Annotated in this window: 15 protein-coding genes and 1 tRNA gene; 3 read left to right on the top strand and 13 right to left on the bottom strand. The window is 68.9% G+C overall.

The features are described from left to right. Positions 1 to 74: 74 nt before the first annotated feature. The 9 genes from rpoB to ACFWM7_RS09380 form a co-directional block, all read right to left on the bottom strand. Positions 75 to 3,560, bottom strand: coding sequence for a DNA-directed RNA polymerase subunit beta (rpoB, locus tag ACFWM7_RS09420; RefSeq protein ID WP_383257126.1), 3,486 nt, complete (start codon positions 3,558 to 3,560; stop codon positions 75 to 77). A 624-nt stretch (positions 3,561 to 4,184) separates the two neighbouring features. Beyond that, a complete protein-coding gene (gene rplL / locus ACFWM7_RS09415) occupies positions 4,185 to 4,568 on the bottom strand; it encodes a 50S ribosomal protein L7/L12 (protein ID WP_030798896.1) in 384 nt (127 codons plus the stop codon). 84 nt (positions 4,569 to 4,652) lie between these two features. Further along, a complete protein-coding gene (gene rplJ / locus ACFWM7_RS09410) occupies positions 4,653 to 5,210 on the bottom strand; it encodes a 50S ribosomal protein L10 (RefSeq protein ID WP_003966997.1) in 558 nt (185 codons plus the stop codon). 273 nt (positions 5,211 to 5,483) lie between these two features. Further along, positions 5,484 to 6,398 carry a hypothetical protein gene (locus tag ACFWM7_RS09405; RefSeq protein ID WP_383257123.1) on the bottom strand — a complete coding sequence of 305 codons (915 nt, stop codon included), beginning with the start codon at positions 6,396 to 6,398 and terminating at the stop codon, positions 5,484 to 5,486. Positions 6,399 to 6,566: 168 nt separating this feature from the next. After that, positions 6,567 to 7,289 (bottom strand): 50S ribosomal protein L1, encoded by a 723-nt coding sequence (rplA, locus tag ACFWM7_RS09400; protein ID WP_018960179.1) that lies wholly within the window; start codon positions 7,287 to 7,289, stop codon positions 6,567 to 6,569. A gap of 80 nt (positions 7,290 to 7,369) precedes the next feature. Then, entirely contained in the window at positions 7,370 to 7,804 is a 435-nt protein-coding gene (gene rplK / locus ACFWM7_RS09395) for a 50S ribosomal protein L11 (RefSeq protein ID WP_018550660.1), read from the bottom strand. Positions 7,805 to 7,979: 175 nt separating this feature from the next. After that, entirely contained in the window at positions 7,980 to 8,873 is an 894-nt protein-coding gene (gene nusG, locus ACFWM7_RS09390; RefSeq protein ID WP_383257121.1) for a transcription termination/antitermination protein NusG, read from the bottom strand. 73 nt (positions 8,874 to 8,946) lie between these two features. After that, positions 8,947 to 9,234, bottom strand: a complete 288-nt coding sequence (gene secE, locus ACFWM7_RS09385) for a preprotein translocase subunit SecE (RefSeq protein WP_371625329.1) — start codon at positions 9,232 to 9,234, stop codon at positions 8,947 to 8,949. Positions 9,235 to 9,340: 106 nt separating this feature from the next. After that, a tRNA-Trp gene (locus ACFWM7_RS09380) sits at positions 9,341 to 9,413 on the bottom strand. Between the two features lie 201 nt (positions 9,414 to 9,614). Between ACFWM7_RS09380 and ACFWM7_RS09375 the strand changes: the two genes are divergently transcribed. Together ACFWM7_RS09375 and ACFWM7_RS09370 are read left to right on the top strand one after the other, a co-directional pair. Continuing rightward, positions 9,615 to 10,841 (top strand): pyridoxal phosphate-dependent aminotransferase, encoded by a 1,227-nt coding sequence (locus ACFWM7_RS09375; protein WP_383257118.1) that lies wholly within the window; start codon positions 9,615 to 9,617, stop codon positions 10,839 to 10,841. Positions 10,842 to 10,981: 140 nt separating this feature from the next. Next, positions 10,982 to 11,995: an adenosine deaminase gene (locus tag ACFWM7_RS09370; RefSeq protein WP_383257116.1), complete on the top strand. Its 1,014-nt coding sequence runs from the start codon at positions 10,982 to 10,984 to the stop codon at positions 11,993 to 11,995. Between the two features lie 10 nt (positions 11,996 to 12,005). Here ACFWM7_RS09370 and ACFWM7_RS09365 read toward each other — a convergent pair whose 3' ends face one another. After that, the gene (locus tag ACFWM7_RS09365; RefSeq protein ID WP_383257115.1) at positions 12,006 to 12,599 is read right to left on the bottom strand and encodes a TetR/AcrR family transcriptional regulator; all 594 of its coding nucleotides are present in this window, start codon (positions 12,597 to 12,599) and stop codon (positions 12,006 to 12,008) included. Between the two features lie 98 nt (positions 12,600 to 12,697). On the opposite strand from ACFWM7_RS09365, the gene ACFWM7_RS09360 reads away from it, so the two are divergent. Continuing rightward, entirely contained in the window at positions 12,698 to 13,333 is a 636-nt protein-coding gene (locus ACFWM7_RS09360) for an NAD(P)-dependent oxidoreductase (protein WP_383257112.1), read from the top strand. Positions 13,334 to 13,363: 30 nt separating this feature from the next. On the opposite strand, the gene ACFWM7_RS09355 is transcribed toward ACFWM7_RS09360, so the two are convergent. From ACFWM7_RS09355 to ACFWM7_RS09345, 3 genes are all read right to left on the bottom strand, one after another. Then, positions 13,364 to 14,419, bottom strand: a complete 1,056-nt coding sequence (locus ACFWM7_RS09355) for a UDP-N-acetylmuramate dehydrogenase (protein WP_383257109.1) — start codon at positions 14,417 to 14,419, stop codon at positions 13,364 to 13,366. A gap of 71 nt (positions 14,420 to 14,490) precedes the next feature. Then, entirely contained in the window at positions 14,491 to 15,957 is a 1,467-nt protein-coding gene (locus ACFWM7_RS09350; protein ID WP_383257106.1) for an MFS transporter, read from the bottom strand. Positions 15,958 to 16,031: 74 nt separating this feature from the next. Next, entirely contained in the window at positions 16,032 to 16,580 is a 549-nt protein-coding gene (locus tag ACFWM7_RS09345; protein ID WP_383257131.1) for a TetR/AcrR family transcriptional regulator, read from the bottom strand. Between the last annotated feature and the right edge of the window lie 32 nt (positions 16,581 to 16,612).

Here is a 16,612-nt window from a genome sequence, read left to right as displayed (position 1 = left end):
CTCCCCAACAAATCTTGGGTCCCCGGGGGGGGGGGGGGGGCGGCCCGGGGGGGTTTGGGCGGCCGGCCGGCCCGTCAGACCTCTTCGACGCTGCTCGGCTCGCGCCGGGACAGGTCGATACCGAGTTCCTCCGCCGCACGGAAGACGTCCTCGTCCGTGTCGCGCATCTCGATGGACATGCCGTCCGAGGACAGCACCTCCACGTTGAGGCAGAGCGACTGCATTTCCTTGATGAGCACCTTGAAGGACTCGGGAATGCCGGGCTCGGGGATGTTCTCGCCCTTGACGATGGCCTCGTAGACCTTCACGCGGCCGGTCACGTCGTCGGACTTGATCGTCAGGAGCTCCTGGAGGGCGTACGCGGCGCCGTAAGCCTCAAGGGCCCACACCTCCATCTCACCGAAGCGCTGTCCACCGAACTGAGCCTTACCACCCAGCGGCTGCTGGGTGATCATGGAGTACGGACCGGTCGAACGCGCGTGCAGCTTGTCGTCGACCAGGTGGTGGAGCTTGAGGATGTACATGAAGCCGACCGAGACCGGCTCCGGGAACGGCTCGCCGGAGCGGCCGTCGTAGAGCTGGGCCTTGCCGGAGGGCTGCACCAGGCGGTCACCGTCGCGGTTGGGGATCGTGGCCTGGAAGAGGCCGGTGATCTCGTCCTCGCGCGCACCGTCGAAGACGGGCGTGGCGACGTTGGTGCCCGGGGGGACCTGGTCGGCGCCGATGGACTGCAGGCGCTTGGCCCACTCGTCACCGAGGCCGGAGACGTCCCAGCCGCGGCTGGCGAGCCAGCCGAGGTGGATCTCCAGGACCTGTCCCGGGTTCATTCGGGACGGGACACCCAGCGGGTTGAGGATGATGTCGACCGGGGTGCCGTCCTCCAGGAACGGCATGTCCTCGATCGGCAGGATCTTCGAGATGACGCCCTTGTTGCCGTGACGGCCGGCGAGCTTGTCACCATCGGTGATCTTGCGCTTCTGCGCCACGTAGACGCGGACCAGCTGGTTCACGCCCGGCGGCAGCTCGTCGCCCTCTTCGCGGTCGAAGACACGGACGCCGATGACCTTGCCGATCTCACCGTGCGGCACCTTCAGCGAGGTGTCGCGCACCTCGCGCGCCTTCTCACCGAAGATCGCGCGGAGCAGGCGCTCCTCGGGGGTCAGCTCGGTCTCGCCCTTGGGCGTGACCTTGCCGACGAGGATGTCACCGGCGACGACCTCGGCACCGATACGGATGATGCCGCGCTCGTCGAGGTCGGCGAGGACCTCTTCGGAGACGTTCGGGATGTCCCGGGTGATCTCCTCCGGGCCGAGCTTGGTGTCACGGGCGTCGACCTCGTGCTCCTCGATGTGGATCGAGGAGAGGACGTCGTCCTGCACGAGGCGCTGCGACAGGATGATCGCGTCCTCGTAGTTGTGACCCTCCCACGGCATGAACGCCACGAGGAGGTTCTTGCCGAGGGCCATCTCACCGTTCTCGGTGGCCGGACCGTCGGCGAGGACCTGCTCCGCGATGACCCGGTCGCCCTCGGAGACGACGACCTTCTGGTTCACCGAGGTGCCCTGGTTGGAGCGCATGAACTTGGCGATGCGGTACGTGGTGTACGTGCCGTCGTCGTTCGTGACGGTGATGTAGTCCGCGGAGACCTCCTGGACCACACCGTCCTTCTCGGCCTTGAGCACGTCACCGGCGTCGGTGGCGCAGCGGTACTCCATGCCGGTGCCGACGAGCGGGGCCTCGGACTTGATGAGCGGCACCGCCTGCCGCATCATGTTCGCGCCCATGAGGGCACGGTTGGCGTCGTCGTGCTCCAGGAAGGGGATCATCGCGGTCGCGACGGACACCATCTGGCGCGGCGAGACGTCCATGTAGTCGACGTCCGTGCCGGGCACGTAGTCGACCTCTCCGCCACGACGGCGGACCAGGACGCGGGGCTCGGTGAAGCGCAGCTCCTCGGAGAGGATCGCGTTCGCCTGGGCGATGACGAAGCGGTCCTCCTCGTCGGCCGTGATGTAGTCGACGTCGTCGGTGACCTGGCCGTCGACGACCTTGCGGTACGGCGTCTCGATGAAGCCGAACGCGTTGACGCGGCCGTACGAGGCGAGCGAACCGATCAGACCGATGTTCGGGCCTTCGGGGGTCTCGATCGGGCACATGCGTCCGTAGTGGGACGGGTGCACGTCTCGGACCTCGAAGCCGGCCCGCTCACGGGAGAGACCACCCGGGCCAAGAGCCGACAGACGGCGCTTGTGGGTGAGACCCGACAGCGGGTTGTTCTGGTCCATGAACTGCGACAGCTGGCTGGTGCCGAAGAACTCCTTGATGGAGGCGACGACCGGCCGGATGTTGATCAGGGTCTGCGGCGTGATCGCCTCGACGTCCTGGGTGGTCATGCGCTCACGCACGACGCGCTCCATCCGCGCCAGGCCCGTACGGACCTGGTTCTGGATGAGTTCGCCGACGTTACGCAGACGACGGTTGCCGAAGTGGTCGATGTCGTCGGTCTCGACGACGATCTCGCGACCCGACTCACCGGTCGTCTCGGTCTCACCGGCGTGCAGCTTGACCAGGTACTTGATGGTCGCGATGACGTCGTCGGTGGTGAGCACCCCGGCGTCCAGCGGCTCATCGGCGCCGAGCTTCTTGTTCACCTTGTAGCGGCCGACCTTCGCGAGGTCGTAGCGCTTCGGGTTGAAGTAGAGGTTCTCGAGCAGCGTCTGAGCGGCCTCGCGGGTCGGCGGCTCGCCCGGACGCAGCTTGCGGTAGATGTCGAGCAGCGCGTCGTCCTGGCCCTGGGTGTGGTCCTTCTCCAGGGTGGCGCGCATCGACTCGTACTCGCCGAACTCTTCGAGGATCTGCTCGGTGGTCCAGCCGAGAGCCTTGAGGAGGACGGTGACGGACTGCTTGCGCTTGCGGTCGATGCGGACACCGACCATGTCGCGCTTGTCGATCTCCATCTCCAGCCAGGCACCCCGGGAGGGGATGATCTTGGCGGAGAAGATGTCCTTGTCGGACGTCTTGTCGATGGAGGAGTCGAAGTAGACACCCGGCGAGCGGACCAGCTGCGACACGACGACACGCTCGGTGCCGTTGATGACGAAGGTGCCCTTGTTGGTCATGAGCGGGAAGTCGCCCATGAAGACCGTCTGGGACTTGATCTCGCCGGTCTCGTTGTTGGTGAACTCGGCCGTGACGAAGAGCGGCGCGGCGAACGTGAAGTCGCGCTCCTTGCACTCGTCGATCGAGTTCTTCGGGGGCTCGAAGCGGTGGTCGCGGAACGTAAGCGACATCGACCCGGAGAAGTCCTCGATCGGTGAGATCTCCTCGAAGATCTCCTCCAGGCCGGACTTGGTGGGGACGTCTTGTCCACTGTCCAGAGCAGCCTCGACGCGAGCCTTCCAGGCGGCGTTGCCGAGGAGCCAGTCAAAGCTCTCGGTCTGCAGCGCGAGGAGGTTCGGAACCTCGAGGGGCTCCTTGATCTTTGCAAAAGAGATGCGCAGCGGGGCGGTGCTGGCACCGTTGTTCGTATTCGCGGTCGAGGCGTTGCGCGAGGCGGCCAAGAGGGGGTCCTTCCGAGGGCTCGGACTCACTACGCGCGTACCGGTCCCACTCTGGACACAAAGACAGGCCGTTCCGAATCGGTCGCAAACGACCAGGTCGGAGGGGGTCGGTCATCGGTGCTTCAGCGTGGGCATGCCCCTGGTGACGGGCAGGAGGCAGCTAACAGGCAGCGCAAAGGGTCAGTGTAGCCAAGCGGCACACTGATGTCCAGTCGGGGTTCTCAGAGACCCACGTTGCTCTCAACAGCTGTTCTCAACACCTATGTCTAGCCCTAGCCCTCGCGCGGGGCGCGCTCTTCTTTACTGCCCTCTTCACTCTCGATCCATGCCTCGGATACGGATCGAAGTGAGGACGCGTCCTGAGAATTGCGCGCCGCGTCCGGTTCGTCAAGGCCCGCCGGTCCGATCGGACCTCCAGGAGCCTTCACCGGCCGCCCCCAGGATGCCCGCAGGACGCCCCTGAGGGGCCCGCGAGAGGCGCACGGCGAAGATCACCCTACTCGTCGTCGGCGGAAGAGCAAGGCACCCGCCACGGGCACGCCGAAGGGCGACCACCCGGATGGGTGATCGCCCTTGGCTAGGGCGCCTGACGGCGCCCAGGGAGTCCGGAGGACTCCCGAGGTGTTACTTGACCTCGACGGAAGCGCCGGCGGCCTTGAGGGACTCGGCAGCCTTCTCGGCGGCCTCCTTGGCGACCTTCTCGAGGACCGGCTTCGGGGTGCCGTCGACGAGGTCCTTGGCCTCCTTCAGACCCAGCGAGGTCAGCTCACGCACGACCTTGATGACCTGGATCTTCTTCTCGCCGGCACCGGTGAGGATGACGTCGAACTCGTCCTGCTCGGCCTCGGCCTCGGCCGGGGCGCCGCCCTGGGCGGGACCGGCGACGGCGACGGCCGCGGCGGCGGTGACGTCGAACTTCTCCTCGAAGGCCTTCACGAACTCGGAGAGCTCGATGAGGGTCATCTCTTCGAACTGCGCGAGCAGGTCGTCCTGGGACAGCTTCGCCATGATAGGCGTCCTTCCACTATTCGGCAGGTGCCGGATGTATATGTCGGCGGGCGTACGTGGAGCCCGCTGGACCGCTGAGCGAAATTACTCGGCGGCCTCGGCGGGAGCCGGAGTACCGGCACCGCCCTGCTCTTCCTTCTTGGCGCGAAGAGCTTCCGCGGTGCGGACGAACTTGGAGGGCAGGGCCTGGAAGACCTGCGCCGCCTGCGTCTGCTTGCCCTTGAAAGCACCGGCCAGCTTGGAGAGCAGAACCTCGCGGGACTCGAGGTCCGCGAGCTTCTTGATCTCATCGGCGGACAGCGCCTTACCGTCAAGGACACCGCCCTTGATGATGAGGTTGGGGTTGTCCTTGGCGAAGTCACGAAGACCCTTCGCCGACTCCACCGGGTCACCGGTGACGAAGGCAACCGCCGTCGGACCCGAGAACAGGTCGTCCAGCGTGTCGATCCCGGCCTCGTTGGCCGCAATCTTGGTCAGCGTGTTCTTCACCACGGCGTACTGGGCGTTCTCACCGAGCGAACGGCGCAGCTCCTTGAGCTGTGCCACGGTGAGACCCCGGTACTCGGTCAGCACGGCGGCGTTCGAGCTGCGGAACTGGTCCGTCAGCTCGGCTACCGCGGCAGCCTTGTCGGGCCTTGCCATGAGCGTCGGCCTCCTTCCGGGTGATGAGGACCGCTCAGAAGGGGCCGGGAAAGACGAAACGCCCCAGCACAAGTGCCAGGGCGCGGCTCGACCGAACAGAGTCCGGGAGCGTTCCACAGTCACCTGCGCAGGTCGTCCGATCTAGCGGAACCTTCGGTCACCGTCCCTCTGACGAGGCACAGCGACGACCAGCGGTCTTTGGCTTCCTGGTGAGAGTACGCGACCGGACGGGCGACGGGCAAATCCGTCCCTGTTCGTCCCGTGCGGGAGGTGTCAGGAGGCGCCGCCCGGGGTAGCGCCCTGCTTCAGCAGCTCCTTGAAGTCCACGGTGTCCGAGGCCGCCGGCTTGTCGGAGGGGACCTCGGTGCCGTAGTCGCTGTAGAAGAGCGTCGAGTTGAACGCGCCGGTCTTCATCTCGCCGCGCTCGGTCTTCTTCACCAGCAGGTCCCTCTCGTCGACCCAGATGTCGACGGTCTGGGTGGTCACCCCGGCCAGGGCCAGCTGCTCCTTGAACTCGGCGAGCTGCTTCGCGTCCAGGTCGCTGTTCTTCGCGGTCAGGTCGGCCACGTCGACCGTGCCGGAGTAGTGCGTCGCGGAGACCCCGCGGACGTCCTCCTGGCCCACCTTCTTGACGTCGCCGGAGGCCAGGAGCGCCTTCACTCCCTGGTCGGGCGTGCTGTTGCGGACCTGGTCCTGCATGACCTCGCCGGAGGCCCCGCCCAGCTCGGCGAGGTCCTTGTAGGAGTACCGGATCCAGCTCTTGCCGCCGGTGTTGGCCGCCATGCCGGCGCCCATGTTGGCGTAGTACGCGTCCTTGAAGTAGCGCGCCTGGACCGATCCGTCGCCGCCGGCCTGCTTCAGGGCGTCGCCCATGGTGCCGCCGGTGTAGGTGATGGTCAGGGCGCCGGAGAGTCCGTCCGCCCAGCCGATGACCCCGGACTGCTTCATGGAGACGGCGCTGCCCATCTCGGTGGTGCCCTCGACCTTCGCGGACTGGGCGCCGCCGGTCTTCTGCTGCACCTGCTTCAGGGCGGCGACAGGGCTCGCCTTGCCGACGGCGCCCGCCTTGCCCGTGCCGGAGTCGGCGGGGTCCGCCGAGCCCTCGGAGCCGCTGCAGGCGGCCATCGACGTCAGTGCCGCCGCGACGGCCAGAGCCGTGCCCATACGTCGTGCCGTGCTCGTCCTCATGCTGTCGGTCCGCCCCTCGTATCGGCTTTCGTCCCCCGCACCACCGTGCCACAGGGCACTGACAGGCAGGGGCCTTACGGATACGAGGACGGGCCCCGCACCTCTAAAGGTTGCGGGGCCCGTCCACAGAGCACGCGTGCGACGCGGCTACCGGGTGAGCGCGAGGGCTCAGACGGCGGCCGGGTCCTCCTCGACGAGGAGGTTGCGGGTGCGGTTGGCGTCCAGCGGGATGCCGGGGCCCATCGTGGTGGCCAGGGTGGCCTTCTTGATGTAGCGGCCCTTGGCGGCGGACGGCTTCAGACGCAGGATCTCGTCCAGCGCCGCTGCGTAGTTCTCCACCAGCTTGGTCTCGTCGAACGAGGTCTTGCCGATGATGAAGTGCAGGTTCGAGTGCTTGTCGACGCGGAACTCGATCTTGCCGCCCTTGATGTCGTTGACAGCCTTCACGACGTCGGGGGTGACGGTGCCGGTCTTCGGGTTCGGCATCAGACCACGCGGACCGAGCACGCGGCCGAGGCGGCCGACCTTGCCCATGAGGTCCGGGGTCGCGACGACGGCGTCGAAGTCCAGACGGCCCTTCGCCACCTCGTCGATGAGCTCGTCGGCGCCGACGATGTCGGCTCCGGCGGCTTCCGCGGCCGCAGCACGGTCACCGGTCGCGAAGACCAGGACCCGGGCGGTCTTGCCGGTGCCGTGCGGGAGGTTCACGGTGCCGCGGACCATCTGGTCGGCCTTGCGCGGGTCGACACCCAGGGCAAAGGCGACCTCGACGGTGCCGTCGAACTTCGTGGTAGAGGTTTCCTTGGCGAGACGGACGGCCTCGAGCGGGGCGTAGTTGCGCTCCCGGTCGATCTTGGCGTCCGCAGCGCGGAGGTTCTTGCTGCGCTTCACTTCTACTCCTGTGGTTTCAGAGTGTGGAGTCGTGGTGCGGACCAGCGCTTGGTCCTACCACTGGGGGGTACGGGGCTGAATCAGCCTTCGACCGTGATGCCCATGGAACGGGCGGTGCCGGCAATGATCTTCGACGCGGCGTCGAGGTCATTGGCGTTCAGGTCGGGAAGCTTCGTCGTGGCGATCTCGCGGACCTGGTCGGCCGTCAGCTTGGCGACCTTGGTCTTGTGCGGCTCGCCGGAGCCCTTGTCCACACCCGCGGCCTTGAGGATCAGCTTGGCGGCCGGCGGAGTCTTCGTGATGAAGGTGAAGGAGCGGTCCTCGTAGACCGTGATCTCCACCGGCACGACCATGCCACGCTGCGACTCGGTCGCGGCGTTGTAGGCCTTGCAGAACTCCATGATGTTGACGCCGTGCTGACCGAGCGCGGGGCCGACCGGCGGGGCCGGGTTCGCCGCACCGGCGTTGATCTGGAGCTTGATAAGCCCCGTGACCTTCTTCTTCTTGGGAGGCATTGCTCTCTCCGGGTCCTATGAGAGTGTTTCGCCGCCGATTCCGGTCATCCGGATGGAGGCATACCGCACAACGATAACGGGTATAGCTGCGCGACCAAAAACCAACAGGTCAGAGCGGCCGTGAAGCCCCTCTGACCTGCTGGGTAGGCATGTGTCCAGAAACCGGCGGGAAGCGCTAGTTCTTCTGGATCTGGTCGAAGCTCAGCTCGACCGGCGTCTCGCGGCCGAAGATCTCGACGAGGCCCTTGACCTTCTTCGAGTCGGCGTTGATCTCGTTGATCGTGGCCTGCAGCGTGGCGAACGGACCGTCGGTGACGGTGACCGAGTCGCCGACCTCGAAGTCCAGCACCTGGACCTCGACCTTGCGGGACGGAGCCGGCTTGCCCTCGGCCTCGGCGGCCTCGCGGGCGGCCTTCTCCTCGGCCTCCGGGGCGAGCATCTTGACGATCTCGTCCAGGGTCAGCGGGTACGGGTCGTAGGCGTTGCCCACGAAGCCGGTGACGCCCGGCGTGTTCCGCACGACGCCCCAGGACTCGTTCGTCAGGTCCATGCGCACCAGCACGTAGCCGGGGAGCTTGTTCTGCCGGACGTTCTTGCGCTCGCCGTTCTTGATCTGGACGATTTCCTCTTCAGGCACCTCGGCCTGGTAGATGAACTCCTCCACGTTCAGCGAGACGGCTCGCTGCTCCAGGTTGGCCTTCACGCGCTTCTCGTAACCGGCGTACGTGTGGATGACGTACCACTCGCCGGGGAGGGTGCGGAGCTCGTCGCGCAGCGCGGCGACGGGGTCGACGGGGGCGGCCGGCTCGGCCTCTTCCTCGTCGGCGCTCTCCTCGTCGGCCTCGACCGCCTCGGCGGCCTCTTCCTCGACGGCCTCCGCGCCTGCGTCTTCGTCGGACTCGACGGTCACGGCGGCTTCCTCGGCGGGCTCGCCCGCAGCGATATCGGCGGCCTCGGCCTGGTCCGGATCCACGGAGTCAGCAGCCTCAACGATGTCGAGCTCGTCCTTGGCGGACTCTGAGGCGCCGGCCTCGGGCTCGACGGCGTCGTTCAGGTTCGGGTCAGACACGATGGCTGCTTCTTCCTGGATACAAAGGGTGGAACGTGCGAAAGGGGCGCCGGGTCGGACGCCTTCCGCGGGATCAGCCGAAGACGTACTTGATGACCCGGGCGAAGCCCATGTCGAGAACGGTAACAAGACCGATCATGACGACGACGAACACGATCACCACGGAGGTGTACGTCGTCAGCTGGCTACGCGTCGGCCAGACAACCTTACGGAGTTCGGCGACGATCTGGCGGTAGAACAGCGCGAGCCGACCCAGAGGGCCCTTCTTGCCGCGCTTGCCGCCCTTCCGAGACTTCTTCTTCGACTCGGGAGCTTCATCCTCAGCATCAGGCATGTCGATGGAGCCCACGGCGTCCGTCACGCTACTCACCTGATTCCGGGTCGTGGCCGTGCCGCGCCCGGTGGAGCCGCACGGCTGTGCAATGAAGTACGTACATGCGCACACATCCTGGCGAAGGAGTGTGTAGCAGGGCCGGAGGGACTTGAACCCCCAACCGCTGGTTTTGGAGACCAGTGCTCTACCAATTGAGCTACGACCCTTGGTGGTTTCCACCAACCTACCGCATCTTCCCCGGTGACCGGGTGCGGAGACGGTGTGGCTGGTGAAGGCCAACGACAGGTGAGTGTACGTGTTCATGGCCGCCGCGTCGAACAGACAACTACCGACCGGTCCTGTCCGGATGCTGTCCGGTCCCTGAAACCCCTGTGCCGACGGCTTTTGCGGTCTGGGAGCATGGGGCCATGAGCGCTGCAACTTCACCGTCCGAGCGCCGGGTTTCCGCCCGCATCGGTGCGATCTCCGAGTCCGCGACCCTCGCCGTCGACGCCAAGGCCAAGGCCCTCAAGGCCGCCGGGCGTCCGGTGATCGGCTTCGGGGCCGGCGAGCCCGACTTCCCGACGCCCGACTACATCGTCGACGCCGCGGTCGAGGCCTGCCGCAACCCGAAGTACCACCGCTACACCCCCGCAGGCGGGCTCCCCGAGCTCAAGGCCGCCATCGCAGTGAAGACGCTGCGCGACTCCGGCTACGAGGTCGACGCCAGCCAGATCCTGGTGACCAACGGCGGCAAGCAGGCCATCTACGAGGCCTTCGCCGCGATCCTCGACCCGGGCGACGAGGTCATCGTCCCCGCCCCGTACTGGACCACCTACCCCGAGTCGATCCGGCTCGCCGGCGGTGTCCCGGTCGAGGTCGTCGCCGACGAGACCACCGGCTACCGGGTCTCCGTCGAGCAGCTGGAGGCCGCGCGCACCGAGAAGACCAAGGTCGTCCTGTTCGTCTCGCCGTCCAACCCGACCGGCGCGGTCTACAGCGAGGCCGACGCCGAGGCGATCGGCCGCTGGGCCGTCGAGCACGGCCTGTGGGTCATGACCGACGAGATCTACGAGCACCTCGTCTACGGCGACGCGACGTTCACCTCGCTCCCGGCGATCGTGCCCGAGCTGCGCGACAAGTGCATCGTCGTCAACGGCGTGGCCAAGACGTACGCGATGACCGGCTGGCGGGTGGGCTGGATCATCGGCCCCAAGGACGTCGTCAAGGCCGCGACCAACCTCCAGTCGCACGCCACCTCCAACGTCTCCAACGTCGCCCAGGCCGCCGCGCTCGCCGCGGTCTCCGGCCCGCTGGACGCCGTCGCGGAGATGCGCACCGCCTTCGACCGCCGTCGGGGGATCGTCGTGCGGATGCTCAACGAGATCGACGGTGTGTTCTGCCCGGAGCCCGAGGGCGCGTTCTACGCCTACCCGGCGGTGAAGGACCTGCTCGGCAAGGAGATCCGCGGCAAGCGCCCGGCCACCACGGTCGAGCTGGCCGCCCTGATCCTGGACGAGGCCGAGGTCGCCGTCGTGCCCGGCGAGGCCTTCGGCACCCCGGGCTACCTGCGCCTTTCCTACGCCCTGGGCGACGAGGACCTGATCGAGGGCGTCTCGCGGATCCAGAAGCTGCTGGGCGAGGCCAAGGCCTGAGACCCCCGCGCGAACCGCTGACGAAGAGTGCCCCCGGCCGCCGGAATCCCCTCCGGCCGGGGGCGCTTTTTTTGTTCGAGCAGCCCCCGGAAGGGGAAAGCGGCTACCGCTCCGGCCCGCCCGTGCGGCAGGATCTTCCGATGGAGCGTGATGTACGTCTGTTGCCCAAGGCCCACCTGCACCTGCACTTCACCGGGTCGATGCGGCCCACCACCCTGCTCGAACTCGCCGACAAGTACGGGGTACATCTCCCCGACGCCCTGACCGGCGGCGAGCCACCGAAACTGCGGGCGACCGACGAGCGCGGCTGGTTCCGTTTCCAGCGGCTCTACGACATCGCCCGGTCCTGCCTGCGGTCCCCCGAGGACATCCACCGCCTGGTCCGCGAGAGCGCCCAGGAGGACGTCGCGGACGGCTCCGGCTGGCTGGAGATCCAGGTCGACCCCACCTCGTACGCCCCGCTGCTCGGCGGGCTGATCCCGGCCATCGAGATCATCCTGGACGCCGTGGACAGCGCCGCCCGGGACACCGGCCTGGACATGCGCGTGGTGATCGCCGCCAACCGGATGAAGCACCCGCTGGACGCCCGCACGCTGGCCCGGCTTGCCGTGCGGTACGCGGACCGGGGCGTCGTCGGCTTCGGGCTCTCCAACGACGAACGGCGCGGCATGGCCCGCGACTTCGACCGGGCCTTCGCCATCGCCCGGGACGGCGGTCTGCTGGCGGCCCCGCACGGCGGGGAGCTGTCGGGGCCCTCCAGCGTGCGCGACTGCCTCGACGACCTGGACGCCTCGCGGATCGGCCACGGCGTCCGGGCCGCCGAGGACCCCCGGCTGCTGCGCAGGCTCGCCGAGCGGCAGATCACCTGCGAGGTCTGCCCGTCGTCCAATGTGGCGCTCGGCGTCTACGAGAAGCCCGCCGACGTCCCCCTGCGCACTCTGTTCGACGCGGGCGTGCCGATGGCGCTGGGGGCGGACGACCCGCTGCTGTTCGGTTCGCGGCTGGCCGCCCAGTACGAGCTGGTGCGCCGCCACCACGGCTTCACCGACGAGGAGCTGGCCGAGCTGGCCCGGCAGTCGGTGCGTGGGTCGGCGGCCCCCGTGGACGTACGGGAGAAGCTGCTGTCCGGGATCGACGACTGGCTGGCTAGCTGAGCCCGGTCGGCTAAGGGCCGATGCCGCCGAGCAGCGTACGGGCGAGGGAGGCGGCGAAGTCGTCCAGGGGCTGCGGGGGCGTGCCGCCGGGGAGCGCGGCGTAGGCGAAGGCCCGCTGGGCGCAGGCGCCCAGCAGCAGGGAGGCGGCGGCGTAGGTGTCCGCGTCGGCCCGGATGCGGCCCGCGCCCTGTTCGGCGCGCAGGTAGGCGTCGAGCTGCTGGATCGGCAGGTGGGGCCCGGCTTCCAGCCCGCCCACGCCCTCCTCGTGGCGGCGTTTGAGCTGGGGTTCGGCGTACAGGGACGCGGCCATGGGGAAGGTCTGCTCGTAGAACAGAGCGGCCACGCGGGCGATCTCGGTGAGGTTGCCCTGGACGGCTCCCTCGCCGGCGGTCAGTTCGCCGAGCAGGTTGCCGAGCCGGGGCAGTCGCTCGGCGAGGACGGTGACGAACAGCTCTTCCTTGCCGGAGAAGTATTTGTAGAGCGCCGCCTCCGAGCAGCCGGCCGCCCTGGCGATCTCCTTGGTGGTGGTCCGGGCGAGGCCGATGGAGAGCATCAGCTCGTGCGCCGCGTCGACGATCCGGACGCGGGCGGGCTTCTGGTCCATGCGTGCTCCAACAGGCTGTGTCCCGGAAATCTTGACGGCCGGGCGGGAAGGCACTCACTCTAGAGGTTAGTAAACACTCACCCACCAGGGGGCGCACCATGAGGATCACCGTGTTCGGGGCGACCGGCGGCGTCGGTCGGGAGATCGTCGGGCAGGCGCTCGCGGCGGGCCACGAGGTGACGGTCGTGGTCCGCGACCCGGACCGGCTCCCGGAGCCGCTGGACCGTGCGGCGCTGCACGCCGTCGTCCGGCTGGACGACGCGGCCGCGGTGCGGGCGGCGGTGGCGGGGCGGGACGCGGTGCTCTCGGGGCTGGGGTCGCGCGGCCGGAAGGCGAACGGCGTCGCCGAGCGGCTGACCGGGCAGATCGTGACGGCGATGGAGGCCGAGGGGGTGCGGCGGCTGGTGGTGGTGAGCGCGGCGCCGGTCGGGCCGGAGCCGGCGGGCGATCCGCTGGTGGACCGGCTGATGCGCAAGGGGATCGGAGCGGTCCTGGCGGATCTGTACGCGGATCTCGCCCGGATGGAGGCGGCGTTGGCCGCCAGTGCGACGGACTGGACGTCGGTGCGGCCGCCGCGGCTCACGGACGGGCCGCGCACGGGTGTCTACCGGCAGGTCGTGGGAGGTACGCCGCGCAGCGGGCGGTCCATCTCCCGGGCCGATGTGGCGCACGCGATGCTGGCGCTGATCGACGACGCGGAGACCGTGAAGCAGGGCGTGGGCATCGCGTACTGAGCCTCTGCCGAGGTGGGGTGCCCGTACGGCTCAGAGGCTGACGCCGACCGTCACCGGCTCGTTGACCAGGGTGACGCCGAAGGCCGTGTGCACCCCGGCGACGACTTCGCGGGCCAGGGCGAGCAGGTCCTCGGTGGTGGCCGCGCCCCGGTTGGTGAGGGCGAGGGTGTGCTTGGTGGAGATCCGGGCGGGGCCGCTGCCGTAGCCCTTGGTGAATCCGGCCCGGTCGATCAGCCAGGCGGCCGATGTCTTGGTGCGGCCGTCCTCGGCGGGGAAGGCCGGGGGCGTCACGTCCGGCCCGAGGTGCTCGCGGACCCGGCCGAGAAAGTCCTGGAAGGCCGCCGGGTCGAGGATCGGGTTGGTGAAGAAGGACCCCGCCGACCAGGTGTCGTGGTCCTCCGGGTCGAGCACCATGCCCTTGCCGGCGCGCAGCCGCAGCACCGTCTGGCGGGCGGCCGGCAGCGGCACGCGGTCGCCCTGCTCAACGCCCATGGCCCTGGCCGTTTCGGGGTACTTGAGGGGCGCGGAAAGCCCGCTCGCCCCTTCCAGCTCGAATCGGACACGCAGCACCACGAACCGGTCGGGTTCGGCCTTGAAGCGACTGTGACGGTACGAGAACGCGCACTCCGTGTTCGGAATCGTCACGGTCTCCCGGGTGCGCCGGTCGTAGGCGACGACCTCCGTGATGGTGGAGGACACCTCCTGTCCGTACGCGCCGACGTTCTGAATGGGGGTCGCGCCCGCGGATCCGGGGATGCCGGCCAGGCACTCGATGCCCGCGAGACCCGCCTCGACGGTCCGGGCGACGGCGTCGGTCCACACCTCTCCGGCCGCCAGCTCCAGCGTCGTGCCCGAGAGCTCGAAGCCCTTCGTGGCGATGCGCAGCGCGGTGCCGTCGAAGCCCTTGTCCCCGATGACCAGGTTGGAGCCGCCGCCGATCACCAGCAGCGGGGTGCCGTTCGCGTCGGCCTCGCGCACGGCGGCGATCACCTCGGCGTCGGTCGTGGCGGTCAGCAGCCGGGCGGCGGGCCCGCCGAGCCGGAAGGTGGTCAGGGGGGCGAGGGGGGCGTCGTGGAGTTCCTGCACGGGGACAAGAGTACGGTCCGCGCCCCCGCCGCTCGTGCGGGGCCACGGACCGTACGCCGGGGTCCGGGGGCTCAGACGGCCACCGGCGCCGACTCCACCGCCCTCTGGTCCTCCGGCTCCGGGGCGGGGCGGCCGGCGGCTCGGCGACCCGGGATCAGGAGCGCGACGAGGGCGCCCAGGGCGACCGCGCCGGCCCCGATCCAGACGGCGGGCACGGTCCCGTCCGCGAACAGCCTCGGGGTGCCGTAGCCGCCCTGCGCGGCGAAGACGGCGGCGAGGACGGAGACCCCGAGCGCCCCGCCGACCTCCCGCAGCGCGTTGTTGGCACCGGAGGCGATGCCCTGCTCGCCGGGCCGGACGCTGGAGAGCACCAGGCTCGCGGCGGGCGCGAAGTACATCGCCATGCCGACACCACCGACGATCAGGCCGGGGAGCTGGGCGAGGTAGCTCGCCCCGGGATCGATGATCAGGGCGAACAGGGCGAGCCCGACGGCTTGGAGCGCGAGCCCGGTGACCACCACCGGGCGGCCCCCGAAGCGGTCGGCGAGATATCCGGCCAGGGGCGCCACGAGGATCGGCATCCCGGTCCAGGGCAGCATCCGCAGTCCGGCCTCGGTGGGCGAGTGGCCGAGGCCGTTCTGCAGGAACTGGCTGAGCAGGAAGATCGACCCGAACATCCCGAGGAACATCAGCAGGCTCGCGGCGTTGATCCCGAGGAAGGCCCGGCTGCGGAACAGCCGCATCGGCAGCATCGGGTTCTCCGCCCGGAGGCCGTGGCGGACGAACAGCCCGAGCAGCGCCGTGCCCGCGATCAGCCCGGTCACGACGACGGGGTCTCCCCAGCCGTGGCTCGCGGTGTTGACCAGGGCGTAGACGATGCCGAAGAGGCCCGCGCTGACCAGGAGCGTGCCGCGGATGTCCAGCGGCGCCTTCGGGGCGTACGACTCGGTGAGCCGCAGCCGGGCCAGCGGCAGCAGCAACAGGCCGATCGGCACGTTCAGCCAGAAGATCCACTGCCAGGAGATGTGCTCGGTGAGCGCGCCGCCGATCAGCGGGCCGCTGGCGACCGCCACCCCGGTCACCGCGCCGAAGACGCCGAGGGCCGCTCCGCGCCGCTCGGCCGGGACGGCCGCGCCGATCAGGGTGAGCGTCAGCGGCATCATGACCGCCGCGCCGACGCCCTGGACCGCCCGGAAGGCGATGAGCTCCTCGATGCCCGGGGAGAGGGCGGCCGCGGCCGAGGCGGCCGTGAAGACGGCGAGCCCGGCCATGAACAGCCGCCGTCTGCCGAACCGATCCCCGAGCGCGGCTCCGAGCATCAGCAGCACGGCGAAGGTCAGGGTGTACGCGTTCACCGTCCACTCCAGCTCCTCCAGGCCGCCGCCGAGGCTCTCGCGGATGGAGGGGAGGGCGGTCGTGACGACGAGGTTGTCGAGGGCCGCCATGAATCCGGCGACGCTCGTGATGACCAGGACCCAGACCACTCCCCCGCGGCCGGCTGTGGCGTGCTGGGCGTCCGCTGTTTCCCTTGCTGGCATGTCTCCCCCTGCTGGTTAGTTATTGATTACTAACTTCTGCGGACAGAAAACCGGGCGCACCCGGTACGCGCTGTTCACTCGACGGGCCTGGCCGAGTCGTAGAACCCGGTCCAGACGCGGTGCTCGGCCGGGAAGCCCAGCGAGGCGAGGGTGTTGACGAGCATCCCGTACGCCAGGAACGTCGTCGTCTCGTTCACATCGGCCCCGAGCACCAGGTGCACGTCGTCCCACATCTGCTCCCAGGCCGCCCGCAGGGACGCCCCGAAGGCGTGGTCCCCGGAGGCCGCGGCCGCGGCGACCGCCGCGTACACCTGCATCTGCATCATCAGCTTCTCGCCGTCGTGGACGATCAGCCGCTGGTACGCCCCGGCCATGGCGTGCAGGGCTTCCTCCCCCTCCAGCCCTTCGGAGGCCGCCACGAAGACCTGGCGGGTGTCCTGCAGGCAGCGCTCGGCGGCGGCGATGAAGATCGCCTGCTTGTTGGGGAAGAGCCGGAAGAGGTAGGGCTGCGAGACGCCGACTCGCCGGGCGATCACCTCGGTGGACGTGCCGTGGTAGCCACCGCGGGCGAACTCGGTGATCGCCGCCCGGACGACACTCTCGCGCCGTTCCTCCGCACTCATCCTTGCCATGAAAGTAAGTTATTACTCAATAA

It is taken from the genome of Streptomyces sp. NPDC058375, from assembly GCF_042723425.1.
In the GTDB taxonomy this organism is placed as follows: Bacteria; Actinomycetota; Actinomycetes; order Streptomycetales; family Streptomycetaceae; genus Streptomyces; species Streptomyces durocortorensis.
Note: the sequence above shows the minus strand (reverse complement) of the source record. Positions and strands in the feature narration are given on the sequence as shown.